The sequence below is a fragment of the Gracilimonas tropica DSM 19535 genome (assembly GCF_000375425.1).
Taxonomy (GTDB): domain Bacteria; phylum Bacteroidota; class Rhodothermia; order Balneolales; family Balneolaceae; genus Gracilimonas; species Gracilimonas tropica.
On sequence record NZ_AQXG01000006.1, the window covers coordinates 76088 to 96383 of the forward strand.

General features: G+C 42.5%; 18 protein-coding genes. 8 read left to right on the forward strand and 10 right to left on the reverse strand.

Features of this window, described 5'->3' with window-relative positions:
- Positions 1-13: 13 nt before the first annotated feature.
- The 6 genes from B151_RS0110955 to B151_RS0110980 all read right to left on the reverse strand — a co-directional run bounded on the left by B151_RS0110955 (position 14) and on the right by B151_RS0110980 (position 7963).
- Positions 14-631 carry a tetratricopeptide repeat protein gene (locus tag B151_RS0110955; RefSeq protein ID WP_020403676.1) on the reverse strand — a complete coding sequence of 206 codons (618 nt, stop codon included), beginning with the start codon at positions 629-631 and terminating at the stop codon, positions 14-16.
- Positions 632-653: 22 nt separating this feature from the next.
- Complete coding sequence (locus B151_RS0110960; protein WP_020403677.1) at positions 654-1751, reverse strand: hypothetical protein; 1098 nt, start codon at positions 1749-1751, stop codon at positions 654-656.
- Between the two features lies 1 nt (position 1752).
- A complete protein-coding gene (locus B151_RS0110965) occupies positions 1753-3582 on the reverse strand; it encodes a FliG C-terminal domain-containing protein (RefSeq protein ID WP_020403678.1) in 1830 nt (609 codons plus the stop codon).
- 330 nt (positions 3583-3912) lie between these two features.
- Positions 3913-6120 (reverse strand): Lon protease family protein, encoded by a 2208-nt coding sequence (locus B151_RS0110970; protein WP_020403679.1) that lies wholly within the window; start codon positions 6118-6120, stop codon positions 3913-3915.
- A 33-nt stretch (positions 6121-6153) separates the two neighbouring features.
- Positions 6154-6912, reverse strand: a complete 759-nt coding sequence (locus B151_RS0110975; RefSeq protein ID WP_020403680.1) for a hypothetical protein — start codon at positions 6910-6912, stop codon at positions 6154-6156.
- Positions 6913-6955: 43 nt separating this feature from the next.
- Positions 6956-7963, reverse strand: coding sequence for a hypothetical protein (locus B151_RS0110980; RefSeq protein ID WP_020403681.1), 1008 nt, complete (start codon positions 7961-7963; stop codon positions 6956-6958).
- A gap of 381 nt (positions 7964-8344) precedes the next feature.
- On the opposite strand from B151_RS0110980, the gene B151_RS0110985 reads away from it, so the two are divergent.
- The 4 genes from B151_RS0110985 (at position 8345) to ribB (ending at position 12854) form a co-directional block, all read left to right on the forward strand.
- Positions 8345-9964, forward strand: coding sequence for a BCCT family transporter (locus tag B151_RS0110985; RefSeq protein WP_020403682.1), 1620 nt, complete (start codon positions 8345-8347; stop codon positions 9962-9964).
- A gap of 13 nt (positions 9965-9977) precedes the next feature.
- Positions 9978-10889 (forward strand): universal stress protein, encoded by a 912-nt coding sequence (locus tag B151_RS0110990; protein WP_020403683.1) that lies wholly within the window; start codon positions 9978-9980, stop codon positions 10887-10889.
- Between the two features lie 259 nt (positions 10890-11148).
- On the forward strand, positions 11149-11469 hold the full coding sequence (gene yajC, locus B151_RS0110995) for a preprotein translocase subunit YajC (protein ID WP_020403684.1): 321 nt from the start codon (positions 11149-11151) through the stop codon (positions 11467-11469).
- Between the two features lie 194 nt (positions 11470-11663).
- Positions 11664-12854, forward strand: a complete 1191-nt coding sequence (gene ribB, locus B151_RS0111000; protein ID WP_020403685.1) for a 3,4-dihydroxy-2-butanone-4-phosphate synthase — start codon at positions 11664-11666, stop codon at positions 12852-12854.
- Between the two features lie 99 nt (positions 12855-12953).
- Here the strand turns inward: ribB and B151_RS0111005 are convergent, their stop codons facing one another.
- Genes B151_RS0111005 through ileS form a run of 3 tightly spaced genes read right to left on the reverse strand, consistent with a single transcriptional unit; the run spans position 12954 to position 17140 of the window.
- Positions 12954-13562 (reverse strand): signal peptidase II, encoded by a 609-nt coding sequence (locus tag B151_RS0111005; protein WP_020403686.1) that lies wholly within the window; start codon positions 13560-13562, stop codon positions 12954-12956.
- A 10-nt stretch (positions 13563-13572) separates the two neighbouring features.
- On the reverse strand, positions 13573-13974 hold the full coding sequence (locus B151_RS0111010; RefSeq protein WP_020403687.1) for a TraR/DksA family transcriptional regulator: 402 nt from the start codon (positions 13972-13974) through the stop codon (positions 13573-13575).
- Positions 13975-13984: 10 nt separating this feature from the next.
- Positions 13985-17140 (reverse strand): isoleucine--tRNA ligase, encoded by a 3156-nt coding sequence (ileS, locus tag B151_RS0111015; RefSeq protein WP_020403688.1) that lies wholly within the window; start codon positions 17138-17140, stop codon positions 13985-13987.
- A 205-nt stretch (positions 17141-17345) separates the two neighbouring features.
- On the opposite strand from ileS, the gene B151_RS0111020 reads away from it, so the two are divergent.
- The 3 genes from B151_RS0111020 to B151_RS0111030 are packed head-to-tail and all read left to right on the forward strand — an operon-like array spanning position 17346 to position 19464.
- The gene (locus tag B151_RS0111020; RefSeq protein ID WP_020403689.1) at positions 17346-17861 is read left to right on the forward strand and encodes a low molecular weight protein-tyrosine-phosphatase; all 516 of its coding nucleotides are present in this window, start codon (positions 17346-17348) and stop codon (positions 17859-17861) included.
- A 3-nt stretch (positions 17862-17864) separates the two neighbouring features.
- Positions 17865-18719 carry a fructosamine kinase family protein gene (locus B151_RS0111025; protein ID WP_020403690.1) on the forward strand — a complete coding sequence of 285 codons (855 nt, stop codon included), beginning with the start codon at positions 17865-17867 and terminating at the stop codon, positions 18717-18719.
- Positions 18712-19464: a helical backbone metal receptor gene (locus B151_RS0111030; protein ID WP_020403691.1), complete on the forward strand. Its 753-nt coding sequence runs from the start codon at positions 18712-18714 to the stop codon at positions 19462-19464. The genes B151_RS0111025 and B151_RS0111030 overlap by 8 nt, the downstream gene beginning before the upstream one ends.
- Positions 19465-19468: 4 nt before the next feature.
- On the opposite strand, the gene B151_RS0111035 is transcribed toward B151_RS0111030, so the two are convergent.
- Positions 19469-19732, reverse strand: a complete 264-nt coding sequence (locus B151_RS0111035) for a hypothetical protein (RefSeq protein WP_020403692.1) — start codon at positions 19730-19732, stop codon at positions 19469-19471.
- Between the two features lie 152 nt (positions 19733-19884).
- Between B151_RS0111035 and B151_RS18575 the strand changes: the two genes are divergently transcribed.
- A complete protein-coding gene (locus B151_RS18575) occupies positions 19885-20265 on the forward strand; it encodes a response regulator (RefSeq protein WP_169332211.1) in 381 nt (126 codons plus the stop codon).
- The last annotated feature ends 31 nt before the right edge of the window (positions 20266-20296 follow it).

Sequence of the window (20296 nt, forward strand, 5' to 3'; positions counted from 1 at the left end):
TTATTGCTGTTTTTTATTGCTCAGACCCGTCTTCGTCGGTTGCATCCCCGGGACTTTGTTCTTCAGAAGGTTCTATCCCTTCTTCGAGTTTTATATCATTAATGATCGTTTCAAGCTCCGGAATGCTCGGGATGGGCAGATCAGGATTGATCTGTACGGCGAGATTCCAATTTTCACGGGTTGCATTCTGATTTCCCATCATAAAATGAATGGTGCCTTTCAGCGCATACGCATCTGCTGTTTCTGCGACCTCAAGCGTTTCGTTAAGCAAACGCAGGGCCTCGGTGTATTCTTCGAGGTAAAACAGATCCTGAGCTTTCCTAAACTTGGACAGAACTTCACGAATATCATTTTCCCTGTTTTTAATAAGCGTAGAATCGGCTATAACCACCGTATCCTTTTCTGCCGGTTTCATGCCTTTCAGGTCAAGAAAGAATTCATCCTGATCAGGATCCAGGCTTATCTGAATCCCCGAGCTTTCATTTTTGTAATTGAGAACGATCTGATCTTCAGTGTTTCCTGTTGTCATTTGGTTGAGCTGACGAAGCTCTTCCAGCGTGTAATTTCTTTCCCCATTGTTTTCATTGACCGTACTTTCTGAGGGCACACAGGCAGAGATCAAAGATATCATCAATAACCCCGGTATTATCAACTTAGAATTGCACATACGCTTTCACTCCATATCCAAATTGTCCATAAGTATAGGTGTTGCTCAAGGCATCAGCGCCTTTGATGGATCTGTCACTCAAGAAATACTGCCCATAAAGTTCGAACCCAATATTTTGGGTCATATTAAACATCAGGGCCGGATTGAAAGAGATCATATTCCCTTCCTTATCGCCTTGTACCAGCCACACGGAAGCATCAACCCCAAGCATGATCCTGTAGTCATTGATAGACTCACTCTTGGCTGATATGGCTTGGTCAAAAGAGATGCCGATCTCCCAGAAGTTAGCTTCAAACTCGTTGCTTTCATTCGATCTTATGACATTTATTCCGGTGTAAAAGCCTAAATAACCGCTGTTTTCCGCATCGAAAGACTGTCGGTATCCTACATTGAAGCTATAATTCAAGGAGGTAGTTTCTACAAGTGTTTCGGTTGAAGGCGCCAGTGAAGTTGAATAGGATTCGTTACTCATTAAAGTGGTTCCGAACCTGATCACAACTCTTTTACCAACATCATCTTTCTCTTGAAAACCAACAGGATAAGCTGCCACACTTCTGGCCCAGATAACTTCCCTTGATTGGGGACTCATCATCCTGAGCTGCACAATCATTCCCTCCGGCGTTTTTCGCTGTACTGTGAGTTCAACAAGTCCTGATAATGAATACTTGTCAGCCACTTGTTCGAGGAGCTCAGGCGACATATCAGCTAATGACCGCCCTTTGATATTCATTAGTCTCAATGTTGAATCGGTACCCACGATCTTCAATTTATCCGTTGGGTCCAATTCAGGAGGTGATACAACAGTAACCGGAGCATTTTCCCGAAAAACTGCTTCGATCTCACCTTTTATATAGGCAATTGACTCGCTACTGAAACGATTGCTATTGTAATTCATCTTATAGACCGCGATCCTTCGAATACTTACCGGCAGATCACTCAGTTCAGAGGCAAGCTGAGATGATATCTGCCTCATCATATAACTTTCAGCATTTCGGTCTACTGCACTGCCACTTTGTTGTGCCAGTATCCGGCTTGATAAGCCGATCGTCAGAACAAGAAGTGCCCCAAGAAATATTCTCATCATACTAACCCGCTATTTTTAGGTACTTACGGATCTCACTGAGCAATTCTTTCCTGGCTTTTTCAACTTCCGCCCTCTTCAGATCTTTTGTATTTCCTAATTCTGAGAGTATGAGTTGCTGTTCCCGCTTAGGCCGTACCCGAAGAATTTTTTGCCGCACTTCATCCTTAGCTCCATATAAAGCCTGAATGAGTTTATCGGTTTCCAAACTTTCGATGCTGTTCTGAAGAATTTCATCATCCATTTTTGGGATATCTTCGAACGCCACAAAGTATTTTCTGATCTTTTTGGCAAGTTCAAGATCCTGCTCGGCAATAGAGCTTACAAAACCTTCCTGTTCACTGACCGGCATACTGTCGATGGTAGAAAGGATAGACTCCACTCCATCTGCAGCCACAAATTTCATATCCGAAACAGAAAGTGCTTTAGATGAGAAATGAGCCGCAACTTTCTTATAAATAGAAACGGGGATATTGTTGATCTTACCCATCTTCAATACCACGGACACCCTTTTTTGATCCTTCATTTTTTGCAATACATAACTGGATCGTTCTCCCGCTACTTGTGCCAGCAATATCGCGGTCATTTCATCGGATTCTCCTTTAACCAGATGCATAAGCTGTTGATTAGACAACTGATCCAGGAAATCAAACAAGTTCGACTCCGAATCTTCCTTTCTGCGTTCTTTTTTCACCCCCTGGATACTTTTTTTGAACTGTTCCACTTCCTCCACTTTTTCTTCGATGGGGATGGTATCGATGTTGGACAATCCAAACTGTATAGAATTATATATTTCGTCCTCAAGGTGACTTTCAAGTACATCCATCAGCTTATGGTCCACGCTGTAGATATGGCGAACGGCACGCACTATTCCTTCGTCTTCATCATCTTCAACCCATCCTGAGATCAGCTCAGCCACCATACCGGGGTCACTCACACATGCATTGGTGATGTACATCTTATCTTTCTCAAATTGCTGCTGCTTGTCCCCTTTTATCTCACGAACTTCATTTTTAGCTTCTTCATCTGCACTACTTCCATTCCCCTGTATTTGAGCCGGGAAATTAGGTTCATAAGGATATTGTGACAGTTTTTGCTCTTCCCTGGCCGGCTTCCGAAATGCAAGAAATAAAAGAGCTCCTATAAATAAAAGCCCGAGTCCGGCTATTACATACATTAATTGTTTGGGATCATTCCAGTCGATACCCAAGAACATATTGGGCTCTGATTGCTGTTGGGATTCATCCTGCTGGTCCATCAACTCTCTTCTTAATGCCTGGATCTCCTCATCAGGCCGGGCAACATCCCGTTCAATTCCCGGAAACACCTTTTCGGTAACTGTGATCACATCACCCCGAAGCAGATCTGCATTTGTGACCATGGCTGCTGCCTCTTCAATAAACTCAATATCTTCATCTGTATAAGAGGTATCCACCAATACTTTTACGTTCAGTCCGGTGAGCTTATAGCTTGAATCAAAACCCGAGATCTTCAAACTGTCCTGCTGATTTTGGCTATTTCGCAGGTTTGGGGGAATCACCGGCAAGCCCGGAAGATTTTCGAGCTCAATACCAGGAGGGGGTTCTACCACATCATAGCCCTTGGCTACCATTACCCTCTCCACACTTGCCTTTACATCAACTATATACGTTCCCTTTTCATAATACTCGCGCAAAGAGCGATCCAGGACTACTTCATAATATTGTTCATATTTGGTAGCCTCTTCGGTTTCATCCGGAGAAGAAGAACGGTTGCCGGGAGTTTGAGCTTCCGCAGTAAGCGAAAACAGTATCATTACCCCGGTAAGTAAAATCCCAATACGTACCCGATTCATAGCAAATGTTTTAAGGTTAATTAAGCACGTCGTACCCTGTAATATCAATCATGCAGATTATAAGATACTTATCCACATTTCACAAGTATAAATTGCAAAGCATTAAAGCTAATATTTTCTATTACTTTAAAGGAAAATGTATCATGGAATAAATATTTATCAACATTTATAAAGCATAAAAAAGCCGAACTCTTTCGAATTCGGCTTTTAATGAAATCTACACTGCACAGTGTGTTTGCAGTGAATTTGTACCCATAACCCTACCGTCAATCCTTACCTCTTTTAGGGGCTGCAGAAAATTTATTTTATGAGGGTCATTTTTTTTGATGACTATTTCCCGCCTGTTAACTCCCCAACCGCCCGTAAATATTCTTTATTCATCGTAGGCTCATGCTGAAAACTTTCTCCGTTCCAGTAGAGAAGGGAGTCTTTGAAGGTTTCTAAATATTTCCCATCTGCCAGGATATCGGTTTGGCCGCTTTCGTAAATTTCCCAGGCGTACTCATCATAAATATCAGAGCTTCCAATACTTTTTACTCTTAGAGAATCCGTAAATGAATAGAAAATCTGTGCATTATTCTCTATTCTTTTATCATTTAAATGATGGGTTTCCGCAATTATCGCTTTTAAACCATTATCAGCTAATTCAGATATGTTATATAAAGCTGTATCAAAACCTCTTCTTCCCCCACTGGTTTCTATAGGTAGTGTTTTAGGAAATACCACATAAAACATTTCTGCTGCATCTTTATAGCCGCTGGTTTTATACCGATCTATTGCAGCTCCCTGACCAAATATATATTTATAGTCTAAAATTCCTAAGAATGCTTTCTTAAGGGAATTATTCAACCCGCCAATGATTAGCTCTTTTTCATCGTCTACGTCAATATTGGTTACCAGAACTTCTTTAATTGTACCCGCATGTAGATATTTCTTCTTAATAGCTGCTGTATTTGCATCTAAAATTAACAAAAAAGAGGGGAAGTAGTCCCCATGACGTGTAGTAATAATAGCTTCTTCTAAACCATCCCCGTCTACATCTTCACTTTTAATCAGTTCGATATATTGCTGTCCTGAATTGGCATAAGGGTGGAACTCGTAATCAAATGTTTCTTGATATTCAAATGTCCATAGTGTATCTCCGTCAACATTCCCTAGTACTAACTCTTGCCTTCCATATCCAGGGCCATGAAAACTTGTCCATAAAATTTCATTCTGTCCATCGTTATTAGCATCTATTAAACTCACTAAATTCTTCCGGTCAGATGGTAAGTAATGTTCAAAATAAACAGTGTAATCCCCCATTTCTATTTCGATCAATTCTTTACCACTTTCGTTCATGACTTTCATAACATTCCCATCAAATAAAATAGATGCAGGATTTCTATCCACCGGGCCATAAATCAGCCTTCCGATAACGCCTAACAAAACCAACACTACCAGCAGAAAGGCCCAGTTGTAGCGGTGTCTCCATATTTGCATGGAGGTGTGTTTGATTACCGATCGTTGCTTGTGCATGGTGAGCCTTCGGTCATAAAATAATTCTCTTACATGGCCCACTCCTTTCAGTACCAAATTGCGGGAGGGATACTCGCTTTCAAGTTCACCAAGGTAATTTGTGGCTTCCTCAACCTGCTCCAGGGGCACTACCAACACCTGAACCCATGAATAAAAGGCCGCTTCGATCTTGTACCTTATGGTCCCGGCATCAACCGGCAGCACATTTCCTTGTTCATCGATATTTCCTGTGATCGCAATGCCGGGATTTAGTCTGAAATATTCTCTCCTGTTTTCGGCTCGCAGCATTTCACAATAAAAGAGTCCGCTTAAGGCAAGGTTCGCAGAATCACCGGCGTGCCATGCATGGCTTAACTCAAAACTGGCAGTTCCTTTCCAGAAACTCCGCTTCCCCGTACTTTCTTTGAGCAACTTCACCGCCGCTTCTGCCGCTTGCTCACCCAAACTCCCTGCGTTTGCCCCTATCACCCCAAACACAGGTCGTAATTCTGCTTTTTCTGATGTGGAAGCGCCTACCACTTCTACTTTTAGCCTGCGTAACCGTCCTTTTGACTGAAAATTCCCTGACGTTTCAACGACCGGTACTAAAACTTCACTTGCTGATTTTTCTTTACCTCTTTTTTGCCCAGTCGCCATTTGTGCAGGCAGCAGTTCTCTCCTTAGTTCTGCCTCGTTTTTTAATCCTAACCAATCATGAATTTGGTAAAGCCCTGATTTCAGGAAATCTATTTTCCTCATCAACTCTTTTTCCTTTAACTCCGGTATGGCGGAGATCACTTTTTCACAATCGTTGATGACCCTTGCAAACTCTTCAGGATTTATTCCGGTGAAAAGTAACGGCTGGTTCAGGGTTGGAAATGCATCAAACAGCTGAATAATGTAACTGTCATAGGCCCGATACTTACCGTTAAGGCTAGATAAGAATTCGTAAATCAAAAAGAGCTGTGTCCGTTCGGATCCTGCAAGTTTTAGCTCGGAACTTACTTTCTCGAATAACTTTTCAATTTTTATTGGATCCAAAACCGGCTAATTCTATAATATTCAATACATATCTTATTCGTAGAAACAGAGTGTACATTCCTTGTCAACACTTGGCAGCTCGAAGGATAGTTTTTGTTGGTTGATTACCTTTAATTCTGAATATTCTTCTTGTACCAACAGCATCCTGGAGAACCGGGTCTTTTCTTCAGAAAGATGAACTTCCAGAGTTTTTCCATGCAAACCCAACCCAACACTTTCTTGGTTTGCCAAACGGAACGCTTCTGTTTTTTTAGGATCGACCTCAACAAGCATCACCGGTACCCGAAGAATCGATGAAATGGAATCCCAGTTCAGATCTGATAAATTTCGAACATCCTTAAGCTTGCCGTTTTGATCCGTAACCAAATCAATTTCCGGATTCACCAACGAAAGTATTGCGTACCTGCTTCGATCTGAGTCCCCGGAAATAACATGGAATTGGAGACTGTGATCAGCCTCTTTCTCGAGTACCCTTACCAACGTTTTATATTCTTCTGAAACCAGGGTAGCCTTGGTTGTTAACGATCTTTTTTTCTGCTCTGAAGTCATGGCAGCCAATACAACAGGGCCGGGTTCCTTCGAATCATACCTGAATGCCTTCAGCGAAATAATAGAAGTCCGTGTATCCGATAAGCGATCCAATTCTTGATAATATTTGACCAAAAATTCATAGATCTTTTTAGCTTCTGCAGACTCCTCTATTGCCTTTCGGATCTCTTCTTTCTTTGCAGTGCTTAATTCATAGGAAAACCGAATATACTGCTCAATGGTATGTTCACTGATTCTCTTCAAAAACTGTCCTTTTTATTAACTTATACTTCTATCATTGCCAATATTACGATCTGCTGAAATTTTCCTGTTTTCTTATTTGAGATAAAAACCGGCCTCTTAACTTCTTTGTGATATACTCTACAATGGGACGGTGATCGGCCCGGTATCGATCATACGTTAACTCCGGAAAATGAAATTCAACATGCTCAAAATAGCCCTCACGGGGCATTTCACAGATAAAATCGGCAATTATGATATCTTCAATAGCCATCAGGTATTTATCCAATTGCTCCCTGCTGAGCTTATCTGAAAGTACATAGGTTTTGGTCAGGTGCTTTTTCTCCTCGTTTATGCATTGCCGCAGTGTTTTTTTGAGAGTCTCATTATCATGCTTTTTTCCGGGGTGATCCTGATCCTGCTCTTCCTCATTTTCAAGCCTGTAAGCTGACACCTTCCTCAAGATCACCGCATAATTTATCAGCTTAAACCGCGGGGCATATGCTTCCGATTCATCAAGTATTTCAACCAGCGACTGAACCGCATCTACACTGTTATTGATCTCAGCATAGCGCGATGAGAGTTTGATCTCCAGGATCTCATCCGAGATTTTGGGAAGTTTTCGTTCAACATTGCCGGTTAAGATCTCCCCGGTGTTAGCATCGTAACTGGCGCGGCTGACCTTATCCTCATCCAGTGTTCGCTTCAGGTTTCGGATGATCCGTGAAAGAGAAGGATCGAGCTTTTTATAGTTTCGATACAATCCATCATTCACCTTGCTGAAAATGAGCTGCCTGATCTTAACCTCAATCTGACTTTCACTAAGTTTTTCGGCTTCCTCTCTGCTGATGAAGTCTTCGATTCCCTTGAAGCAATGATCCTGTCTTCCGAACAAATCCGCAATACAGTCCAAAGCCAGGTCATCTATATTCTTGTATAAATGATCAAGCAAGAAAGTATTTGTATTAGCCTTGGTGCGAAGATAGGCTACAGAAATTCGCCGGAATTCATTACAAAGGCGATTTACAGCCCGCTCCTCCCCATCTAAAGCTTTTATCAACGTATATTTTAACATTAGTAGCTTTTTAACCCCTTAATTCATCTTGAATTAACACTATTCATACTGAAATTGCAACTCTTGTAAATAAAATCCTCCCTTTTATTCAAAAGTATAGACCGTTTTCTTTTAAAAACCTCAAAACACAGTTTATAATGAACTTGATACTAAACATCATTATGATTAGTGTTTATGGAATTATAATGACACCATTCTCTTTATAATCGATACCTTCGTTCACTTTACGAATGAATACAAGGTTGCATGAATTATTGAAGGACAGCAACCTGACCATTTTACTCGGGTGTATTTATTCACGCTATTAGTGTGGTTCTCAACCGTTTCTCAAATCCCGTTTTAAAGTCGTTAGTCTTAATCTTAACATCTAAAAAAACGATCATGGCAATTCGAGGAGAAGAACAAGAGCCTGGTAAAAGAACAGGCATCAAAAAGTATTTTGATATTCACAAACCGGTTTTCTGGCCGTCTGTTTTTTTGATCACAGCAATGATCATCACTACTCTTTTATTGGGAGATCAAGCTGAAGAGATTTTCAGCACTATTCAATCTGCAATCACCGATAATGCCGGCTGGTTGTTCGTGATAGCCGTTAACGTTTTCATTGTCTTCTCTCTTTTTATTGCCTTTAGCCGTTTTGGAGACATTCGATTAGGCGGTAAAGATGCTGAACCCGATTTTAGCACCATGGCTTGGTTTGCAATGCTGTTCAGCGCCGGAATGGGTATTGGCATTATGTTTTGGAGTGTAGCTGAACCGGTTTTCCATTACCTGTCCCCTCCCATGGCTGAAGGAGAAACCGTTGAAGCAGCACAACAGGCTATGAACCTGACGTATTTGCACTGGGGCTTTCATGCCTGGGCTATTTATGCTGTTGTGGGTTTATCGCTGGGCTTTTTCGCGTTCAACCGGGGACTCCCTTTGTCGTTTCGTTCGGTCTTTTATCCGCTGATCGGAGATCGCATTAAAGGCTGGATGGGTGATGTGATCGACGTTCTTGCCGTACTGGCTACTTTATTTGGACTGGCTACTTCGTTAGGGCTCGGTGTTCTGCAAGTAAGTGCCGGATTGAATCATGTGTTTGGATTACCTGATAACATCTTCCTGCAGGTTGGCATCATCGTTGCGATTACAGGAGTTGCTACCGTTTCCGTGGTCTTAGGTATCGATAAAGGGGTTCGGGTGCTCAGTGAACTTAATGTCCGGATCGCTGCACTGTTTTTGTTATTTATGATCCTGGTAGGGCCTACCATCTTTATCATGGATTCCTTTATCCAGAATTTTGGAGGATATTTTAGCTCAGTGGCTACCTTCAGCTTTTGGACTGAATCGTATGCCGGCACCAACTGGCAAGGTTCGTGGACCATTTTTTATTGGGCCTGGTGGATCTCCTGGTCGCCTTACGTTGGAATGTTTATCGCGAGGATATCGAAAGGACGCTCCGTTAAAGAATTCATTTTGGGAGTGCTTATCGTTCCAAGTATCGTAACGTTCTTATGGATGTCTGCTTTTGGCAGCTCGGCCATTAACCTTGAAATGAATGGAATCGGAAATCTTGGTGATGCCGTGAATAATAATGTAGCTACGGCCCTGTTTGTTTTCCTTGAACAATTTCCACTTGGTATGATCACCTCCGTAATCGCCATTGTTTTGATCCTCAGCTTCTTTGTGACCTCCTCCGATTCCGGTTCACTCGTTATTGACGGACTCACCAGCGGCGGCAAGCTTGACGCCCCGGTGGGACAGCGTATTTTCTGGGCTCAAACCGAGGGCCTGGTTGCCGCGATCTTGCTTATAGGAGGCGGATTAAGTGCCTTACAAACAGCATCAATTAGTACTGGATTACCTTTTGTACTCATTCTGTTGCTGATGTGCTATAGTTTGCGCCAGGGGCTCAGCCGCGAGTACAAAGAACTTCATCAAAAAGTGAAGGACAAAGAGCGCGAGGATTACAAAAAATTGGTAAAAGAGACCATCAAACATCAAAAAGAGAATCAATAAGAGGTACAATATTATGAAGAATTTTGACCACTGGTTTGTATGCCTTGATCTTTCCAAAATGGATGACATCCTGATTGGATACACCCATTTTTTAACATCTGTCATTGAACCCAAAACCATTTCTTTTTTGCATGTAATAGAGTCCGGCAATGTAGCACAGGAGATGGCAGACTTATTTCCAGACATCGATACCACTGAGGATTTCGAGGATGTGATCAGAAAAGAGCTTAATGAAAAGGTAAACCGGCATTTTGGAAATGGGGATATCGAGATCCGAGTCATCATCAAAGAAGGCCGGCCCACCGATCAGATTATAGAACTTATGAATTCCATGGATCCTGATCTCCTGCTGATGGGCAAAAAAACCGGCTATGTGGGCGAAGGCGTGATCGCCCGCCGTATCGTAAAATATGTTCCGGCTTCCATCTTGTTTGTCCCGGAAACCAGCCGATATGCAATGAATAACATTCTGGCTCCGGTTGATTTTTCAAAAGAATCTGCCCATTCACTCATGTTGGCTCGCCATTTTACCAATTCCAGTAATGGATCGGTAATCGCACAGCATATTTTTAAATACCCGTCTCATTTTTTCCCATACATGCCTTCCGATGAGGAAAAAGACACGATCAAAAATCACCTGGAGGAAAAACGAGATCAGTTTATTTCGGAAAATGAGATTCCCGATGATATCGACTTCACGCTTACTTTACACAAAGAAGGCCGATTAGGTGATGATGTGTACGATGAAGTCGTCCGTAATCAGTCCGACCTGATCGTAGTTGGCGCGAAATCTTCCAAAAAAATCACCAGTATTTTGCGGGATGATTTCACCGATAAAATGACGTATTACTCTTTCGGAATTCCCCTGTTAATTGTGAAGAACAAAGAGAAGCATCAGAAGTTTCTGAAGTCGCTTTTTAGCTAAAAAACGGAGAAAAGTGGGCTTTTTTGATTTTCCAGATTCAGAATTAAAGTAAAAGAATCAATCTTGATTTCACCTTAACGACTCAGCGAGTCGATTTACTTACTATCTCGGCGGATTTTGCGGGAAATACTGAAAAGGTCTTGCAAGATTTTGATGAAATTTGTGAAGTAATTCTGCCTGAGCTTTACCGTCATTTTTCAGTACAGGAATTTGTATCTTTGCGGAGCAAAACAAATTAAATCATATCAATAACACGACTATGCAATTTCTACCTTTATTTTTGATGGGCAATCCTGATGACCCAAATGCCGGAATCATTAACCTGGTTTTCTTAGGCGCTATTTTCCTGGTATTCTATTTCTTTATTATTCGTCCGCAAAGCAAACGCCAAAAAGAGATTCAGCAAAAAGTTTCTGAAATGAAAAAGGGCGACAAAGTGGTTACCTCTTCAGGCATCATCGGCATTGTGGATAAGATCGAAGAAAATGAGTTTCTCCTTGATATTGACAGTGGCACTAAGATTCGCATGCTGAAATCTGCCGTTACCGATGTAAATCCTAACAAACAAGGCAAAGATTAACTAACCCTTTTTTGTTGTCACTCTGAGCGCCTAGTTTTAATATTTTGGAAAGAAAGTCATCGCGAAGAGTCTCAAGCTTTGATAACTTTCATCATTAAGAATTTGAGATCCTTCGCGTTAAACAATGGTTCAGAATCTAACTTAGCAATCGCTCAGGATGACAATTAGTTGAATCATACTCCAAACCAAAACCCATGACTCAGGAATTCCATTTTAATACCATCCCGGAAGCCATTGAAGACATCAAAAATGGCAAGATCGTCATCGTAGTGGATGATGAAGACCGCGAAAATGAAGGCGATTTCCTGATGGCCGCTGAAATGGTTTCCAACGAAGCCATCAACCTGATGGTAACACATGGCCGCGGACTTGTTTGCGCTCCCATCACCAAAGAAAAAGCGGATAAGCTGAACCTGCATCATATGGTGCAAGAAGGTGCCGATCCGGACGAGGCAAACTTCACCATTTCTATAGATCATAAACGAAAGACCACCACCGGCATTTCTGCAGCGGACCGAGCCAATACCATCCGCGAGCTTGCCAGTGACAATTCCAAACCGGTCGATTTCCGTCGGCCGGGACATGTTTTTCCACTCCTTGCGGTTGAAGGCGGTGTTTTACGGCGGGCAGGTCATACGGAAGCTGCCATCGACCTTGCCCGACTTGCAGGATTGAAACCCGTTGGTATCATTTGCGAGATCATGAAGGAAGATGGGGAAATGGCTCGTGTGCCAGAGCTCGTCAAAATGGCGGAAGAATTTGAGATGAAGATCATCACCATCAAGGATCTCATCGCTTACCGCAACGAAAACGAGACCTTGGTGCAGGAAGTAATGGATGTTGGATTACCCACTATGTATGGCGACTTCAACCTTCATGCTTTTGAAGAAAAACTAACCGGTGATATTCATCTTGCCCTCACCAAAGGCAGCTGGACCAAAGAAGAAGCTGTACTCACCCGGGTACATTCTTCTGACCTGATCGGCGATATTTTTGGAGCCCGAAATAAAGATACCAGCGAACAACTACACCAGGCCATGTTACAGGTAGAGCGCGAAGGAAAGGGAGTCGTTCTCTATATGAATCGAAATCAGCGAGGTTCTGTGCTGGTGAATCAGCTTAAAACCCTGAAAGCTTTACAACAGGGTAAAGTGATGGAGAACGAGGAGGACATCACCCCAAGAAGTGATACCCGGGACTACGGAGTGGGTGCTCAGATCCTGCGTTCACTGGGCATCAGAAAGCTGAAATTGATGACCAATAATCCTGTTAAAAGAATCGGGATCAAAAGTTTTGGGCTGGAAATTGTAGATCAGGTTCCTATCGAAGACAACTTTGATTTTTCGACCCAACGCTATCCGTTTGAAGGGGAAGAGAATAGCTAAGCTTCACTTTCTTTTTTGTTGAACCGGGTTCAATATGCTGAATTTATCTATATCTCACCGACCCTATTTTTAGGGAGTCAAAAAAGTGAGGTTTCTCTTCTACTTGTTTTCGGGCGCAGACTGATCTGTAGTGATATCCTGATCGTGAGAAAAATCATCTTGGTTTGTGGCTACCTCTTCCTCGACGACCACATCATGGTGTACAAATAATTTCTTGTTAAACACCAACAGCGTTATGATGGAGCAAGAAATGGCAATATCAGCCACATTAAAAATGTAAGGAAAAACCGTCCATTCGTTGATCTGGAGGGAGAAATAAATAAAATCAACGACATGTCCTTCCAGTACTCCTCCGTAATCCATGATCAACGCCATGAACAAGCGGTCAGAGATGTTTCCAAAAGCCCCACCCAAGATCAACCCCATACAGATCAGGTATCCCATATTCGCTTCCCCCATATTACGCAGGATATAGATGAGAATCCCGGTAACGGCAAGGATCGCAATTATGCTGATGACGGGCGTAGAAAGTACATCTATCCCGAGGGCCATGCCTGGATTTTTGGTAAAATAGAACTGCAACCAACCGTCAATGATCGTTTTATTCTGCCATTCGGGTGTTGTTCGTATCCACCATTTAGAAAGCTGATCGAGCACCAGCACGATAACGGCCGGCACAAAAAGAGCCTGAAGTTTTTTTGAGTTCAAACTACGGAGCTTATCGGCGTTTCAGTTTTGCTTCGATACTGAGCTGTGTATGAGGAACCGCCTCAAGACGACCTTTGGAAATTTTCTTTCCGGTAACCTTGCAAACTCCGTACGTTTTGTTGTCGATTCTCTTGAGAGCATCATCGAGATATTTGACGAATTTACGAGTACGGTTGTAGAGCATATACGTTTTTTCGCGCTCCTGTGCATCTGTTCCGGCATCAGCCATATGATAAGAATAGGCTGATTCATCCGAAGAATTTTCCATGCTTTCACGCAGAGAGCGCTGCAGGGCATTTAATTCCTCTTCCGCATCTTCCATTTTCTTGATGATGATCTCACGGAAATACTCCAACTCTTCGTCAGTGTAAGGAGAAACTCTTTCGTCATTTTTTGATTCTTGTGTAGCCATAACTGCGTACTTATGAATTAATATTTCTTCGGATTGAAATGGTGCATTCTTCCTCACCGATTTCCCAAGTCTTTGTGAAGTCAGAAACTTCAAGTTCTTTGATCTGAATCTCTTCTGCCAGTGTTTCTTTCTTGATGTATTCACTCATGGAAACAACGGCTTCTTTAATACCTTCGCCTCCGGTAAAACCAATGGCAATGCGGTCGGTTACTTCAAAATCGGCTTCTTTCCGCATATTTTGAATCCGGTTCACGAATTCCCGCGCAATACCTTCCTGAACAAGCTCTTTGCTCAGGTCTGTATCTACCGCTACGCTTAGTCCGCGCTCGGTTTCTACCGTCCAGCCTTCCAATCCTGTTCGAATGATCTCAAGTCCTTCCGAATCAATACGGATGGTTTCATCATCTATATCAAGATCGATAAAGCCTTCTTTTTCAAATTGTGTGATTTGTTCGGTACTCAGTTGATTTACTTTGGCAGCAACGGCTTTCATTTTGGGGCCAAGCCGCTTGCCAAGTACCGGGTAATTCGGTTTGGCTGATTTTCGAACAATGCCCGAATCATCATCCACGAATTGGATATCCTTAACGTTTACTTCCTCCAATATTATATCCCGAACCGACTCAATTGCTTGTCGTTCCGTCTCATCTTTGATCGGAAGGATGATACGAGCCAAAGGTTGTCGGACATTCATCTCGATCTGGTTACGGATACGCAACACGATGTATGAGATCAATCGTGCCATTTCCATCTTATGCTCAAGCGCTTTATTGATAGCGGTTTCTTCCACCGTTGGGAAAAAGGACAGATGTACGGATTCTTCATCATGTCCGGTCACACTATTCAGTCTTTGATAGAGCCATTCTCCAACAAAAGGAGCAATTGGACTGATCATCTTACTGAGGCTGTTTAAACATTCGTAGAGCGTTTGATAGGCAGCAGTCTTATCCAGCGTATTTCCTTCTTTCCAAAAACGGCGCCGGTTTCTGCGAACGTACCAGTTACTGAGTTCTTCTACAAAATTTTCCAGCTCACGGGCTGCTTTGGTAGGTTCATAATCCTCAAAATGTTCCTCTACCATTTTAATGGTGGAATTCAGCCGGGATATGATCCACTTATCAATTTCAGGCCGATCAGCAATGGGAATCGCGGTTCCGGAATAATTGAAGCCATCAATATTAGCATACATCGCAAAGAATGAATACGTATTGATAATAGTATTGAAAAACTTACGCTGAACTTCTTTGAGTCCGTCTACGCTAAACTTCAGGTTCTCCCAGGGAGAAGAATTACTCATCATATACCAGCGCACCGTATCTGCGCCAAACTCCTGAATGACCTCGAAAGGATCCACGGAATTCCCCTTCGATTTACTCATTTTCTCGCCGTTCTCATCCAGCACCAATCCATTGGAAACTACATTTTTGTAAGCTTCTTCATTGAACAGCATGGTACCAAGAGCGTGCAAGGTATAGAACCATCCACGGGTTTGGTCAACGCCTTCAGCGATGAAATCAGCAGGGTAGTTCACCTGAAAATCATGGTCATTGTCAAAAGGATAATGCCATTGAGCAAAAGGCATAGCGCCGGAATCAAACCAAACGTCCAGCAAGTCCGGAATTCTTCGCATCGTGCCCCCATCAGGAGCCTCCCAGGTAAGATCATCAATATATGGGCGGTGAAGATCGATCTCTTCATCCTCATCCAGGCCTGCTTTTTCGCGCAGTTCAGCTACACTTCCAATAGATTCTACATAATCCGGATCTTTATCGCTCACCCAGATCGGGATCGGTGTTCCCCAATAACGCTGGCGGGAAATAGCCCAGTCCACGTTATTTTCAAGCCAGGTTCCAAAACGCCCGCTGCCGGTACTTTCGGGCTTCCAATTAATTTTCTTATTGAGTTCAACCATTCGGTCTTTCACCTTGGTGGTCTCAATAAACCAGGATTCTACCGGGTACGACATCAACGGGGTGCCTTTGCGCCAGTCAAAAGGATAATTATGCACCATGGTCTCATGCTTGTACATCAACCCTTTTTCTTTGATGGCGCGGGCGATGTCTTTGTCAGCTTCTTTGAACCATTGCCCCTCAAAATCCGGTGCTTTCTCGGTAAACTTTCCATCCCGGTCGATAGGATTGAACATAGGTATGTCTGCTTTCTGGCAAGAATCATAATCATCTGCACCAAAAGCAGGAGCGGTATGTACCACACCGGTACCATCTTCCGTGGTCACATAATCAGCGGGAATAACCCGCCATGCATCAGATTTTTCATATTCTGAGAATGCAAATTCAAATACCGGTTCGTACGTCTTCCCTAATAATACGGAGCCCTTGAACTCTTCCTGAATAATATGATCTTCACCAAGCACTTCTTCTACACAGTCCTTAGCCATGATGAATGTCTCATCAAAATGGCCAACCTTCACATAGTCGAGATTAGGATTCACTGCAAGCGCCATGTTGGATACAATAGTCCAGGGAGTAGTTGTCCACGCCAGGAAATATGCATCCTCGCCATCCATCTTGAATTTCACGTAAATGGACGGATCTTGCGTTTCCTTATAGCCAAGGCTCACCTCATGAGAGGAAAGCACCGTTCCGCTTCCCGGAGAGTACCATTGAATTTTATAGCCTTTATATACCAACCCTTTTTCATAGAGCTTATTAAATGCCCACCAAACAGACTCAATATACTTGTTGTCAAAAGTGATGTACGGGTTATCCTGATCCACCCAATAGCCCATGCGGGAAGTGAGTTCATCCCAAAGATCTTTGTATTTGAGCACGCTTTCGCGGCACTTGGCGTTGTACTTTTCAATACCGTACTCCTCAACCTGCGCACGGCCCTCAAGCCCTAACTCTTTTTCAACTTCGATCTCTACCGGAAGCCCATGCGTATCCCATCCGGCTTTACGCTGAACCCGGAACCCCTTCAAGGTTTTATACCGGCAAAACATATCTTTTACGGTGCGGGCCATCACATGATGGATTCCCGGCTTGCCGTTAGCTGTTGGAGGCCCCTCATAAAAGGTGAAAGGTATACCATCTTCACGAGTCTTGAGACTTTTCTCAAAAATCTTGTGCTCCTTCCACCAATTCAGCGTTTCAACTTCTGATTTAGGAAAACTTAGTTGTTTTATTTCTTCGAATTTTTTTGCCATAAAAAACTTTGTTCCGGCGAATAGTTTGAAGCCTCAAATATACAAAATTACATTGAAAACCTTGTATTGAGTTCAACCAAAAAAATCTGGCACTTACCGACAACACCATATGACTATTTTAAATTTCTTAATTCATTGTGATGATTTTGTGAAATGCTGAGCCCCAAATGCTAACTTCCCACATCATCAAAATCAACAAAAAATTATGCCAAAAGACTTTAAACGCCCCTTTTCAACTGAAAACCCATATAAACTCGTATTTGTTTGCCTCGGAAATATATGTCGCAGTCCCACCGCCGAAGGTATATTTATTCATAAAGTGAAAGAAGCCGGATTGGAAAATTACTTTTATATCGACTCAGCCGGAACTTCTGCCTATCACATAGGGGAATCCGCAAACAGTAAAAGTCAGGCTACAGCCAATAAACACGGAATCCATTTGCCTTCAAAAGCACGGTGTTTTGAATATGCAGATCTTGAGGAATTTGACTTGATCCTGGCAATGGATTCTGAAAACCTGAGCAACATCAAACAGCTGGATCGCAAGAACCGGTTCGAGCATAAAATTAAAATGATGCGCGCGTTCGATCCCACTCCTGATACCGGAGAAGTTCCCGATCCCTATTATGGCGGATTGCAGGGCTTCGAAAATGTGTTTCAGGTTTTAGAACGCAGCTGCGATGCTTTACTCGAAGAATTACAACCCCACATCAAACAATAACTCATGCTTCCCGAAGCCCTAAAATCTTCCATTCAAGAGCAACTTGGTCTCGGCATAAGAAAGGCAATTCCGGTTCACGGGGGAGACATAAACCGGGCGGCAAGGATAGAGTTAGAATCAGGGAAATCTGTTTTTGTGAAGTGGAATGCGTCTGCTCCTGATCAAATGTTTGCAACTGAGGCAAAAGGGCTTCAGTTATTAGGTTCCGCTGATACAGAGCTTGTTATTCCATCTGTAATTCTTCAATCAGATTCATTTCTTGTCTTGGAATGGCTTTCTGAGGATGAAGCTAAAAACGATACTTCTTTTGAATTTGGAAGGCATTTGGCTCGGCTTCATAGAAATTCATCCGATTCTTTTGGTCTGGATCATGATAATTTCATCGGAAGGTTGAGGCAACGAAACAACCGGCATTCAAATTGGCCCGATTTCTTCGCTATTGAACGTATCGAGCCCCAGGTTAAAATGGGTATAGAATCCGGAAAACTTACCCGATCTGTTTTAAGGAATGCCGAACACATGTATCGCAGGCTTGGATCTGTTTTCCCAAATGAACAACCTGCTTTACTTCATGGTGATCTCTGGAGCGGAAACTATATGTTTACTCAAGCCGGGAAGACATCCATTTATGATCCGGCCGTTTACTTTGGCCACCGCGAAATGGATTTGGCCATGACTCGTCTTTTCAGTGGCTTTTCTGCAAATTTCTATGAAGGTTATCAAGCAGAATATCCTTTGGAAGAAGGGTTTGAGCTTCGCAAAGACTTATACAATCTATATCCTATTTTAGTGCATGCCAATTTATTTGGGGGAAGCTACTGTCGCCAAGCCGAAAACATCATCAATCGCTATGCCTGATCATCCATATAAACGAATTGTTTCTTTAGTACCGAGCCTTACGGAGCTGCTCATTGATCTGGGTTTGAAAGATCAGACTATAGGAAGAACCCGTTTCTGCATCCATCCCAAAGACGAAATTAATGACATACAGATTATCGGCGGTACCAAGAATCCAAGGCTCGACGATATCGTTGCCATGAATCCCGATCTCATTCTTTGTAATAAAGAAGAAAACCGGAAAGAAGACATTGAAGTATTACAAAAGTATGCGGATGTACGAGTCACTGAAATTGCTACCATCGAAGACGGACTACTCGAAATTTCATCACTTGGAGAATTATTGGGCGTCAGGAAATCTGCAAACACTTTGGTTAATGAAATAAACGAACTGATTCAGAATCGGCCAGAATGCTGTCCCTTATCTGCCGCTTATTTTATTTGGAAAGATCCCTGGATGAGTGTTGGGAACGACACCTACATCCACGATATCATGCAAACCTGGCAGCTGACCAATATTTATGGAGACAAGAAGAGATACCCAAAAACCACTTTAGAGGAATTAGCGACCCGAAATCCGGACGTCATTTTGTTAAGCAGTGAACCTTATCCTTTCAAAGAAAAACACTTTGCAGAAATTCGCCAAGCCTGCCCAACATCCAAGATCGAATTGGTAAATGGGGAGTGGTTTAGTTGGTACGGCTCACGCATGAAGCCGGCCTTTGAGTGGCTCAATAAATGGAGAAGGGAACTCGAAGCTGAGTAATCAATTAACAAATGGTTCCATCTTGCGGATCAATATAACAACCGTCGCCACTTAAAGATCTTGACCAGGAAACTTCTGCTTCAAGTTTTCTCAGCCACTCCTCAATATCTTTCTCCGATACATACTTTTTTCCATCCTCCTCTATGTAAGGCAGGTCCGAATCCTCAGCATCATGTTCCATTTTTTGAAATGCGATCACCAGGTCTTTAAGGCGCTCTTCGATCTTCTTGCTTTCCAGGTCTTTCGCTAATGTATGTAGAGTGATCATATCACTTATTTGAATTTTACAGGCAACTTCTAACAAAAATAATTATTCGATTGTGAGACATTCCGATTGATAACATTAAAAAATTTTAATATATTTTATTAGAAAATTTTAATCCCTTAAGGGAGGACAAAATGCGGAATGACAAAACGGTTATGATAGTAGAAGACGATCCGCTTCTTTCCATTGTGGAAGAAAAATTAGTTTCCATGCTTGGCTACGAGGTGAAGGGAAAAGCAAGGAGCGGTGAAGAAACCATTGATCGTATTTTTGATATTGATCCTTCTATATTGATCATGGATGTGCAATTATCCGGAGAACTGAATGGCATCGAAACCATTCAAAACCTCAGAGATAAGCAGATCAACATTCCCGTAATCTTTTTGTCGGGAGATGACAGTGCTTCCATCAAGCAAAAAGCAGAAGATCTTAATTGTGTGGATTTCCTATTGAAACCTGTAACAAAAAATATGCTCTCTAACTCATTGAGTAAAGCTGTTGCAGCAGCTGAACTAAAATCTTCTTTTGCTGCCTGAGAAAGAACTTAGATCAAACAAATACCCATAA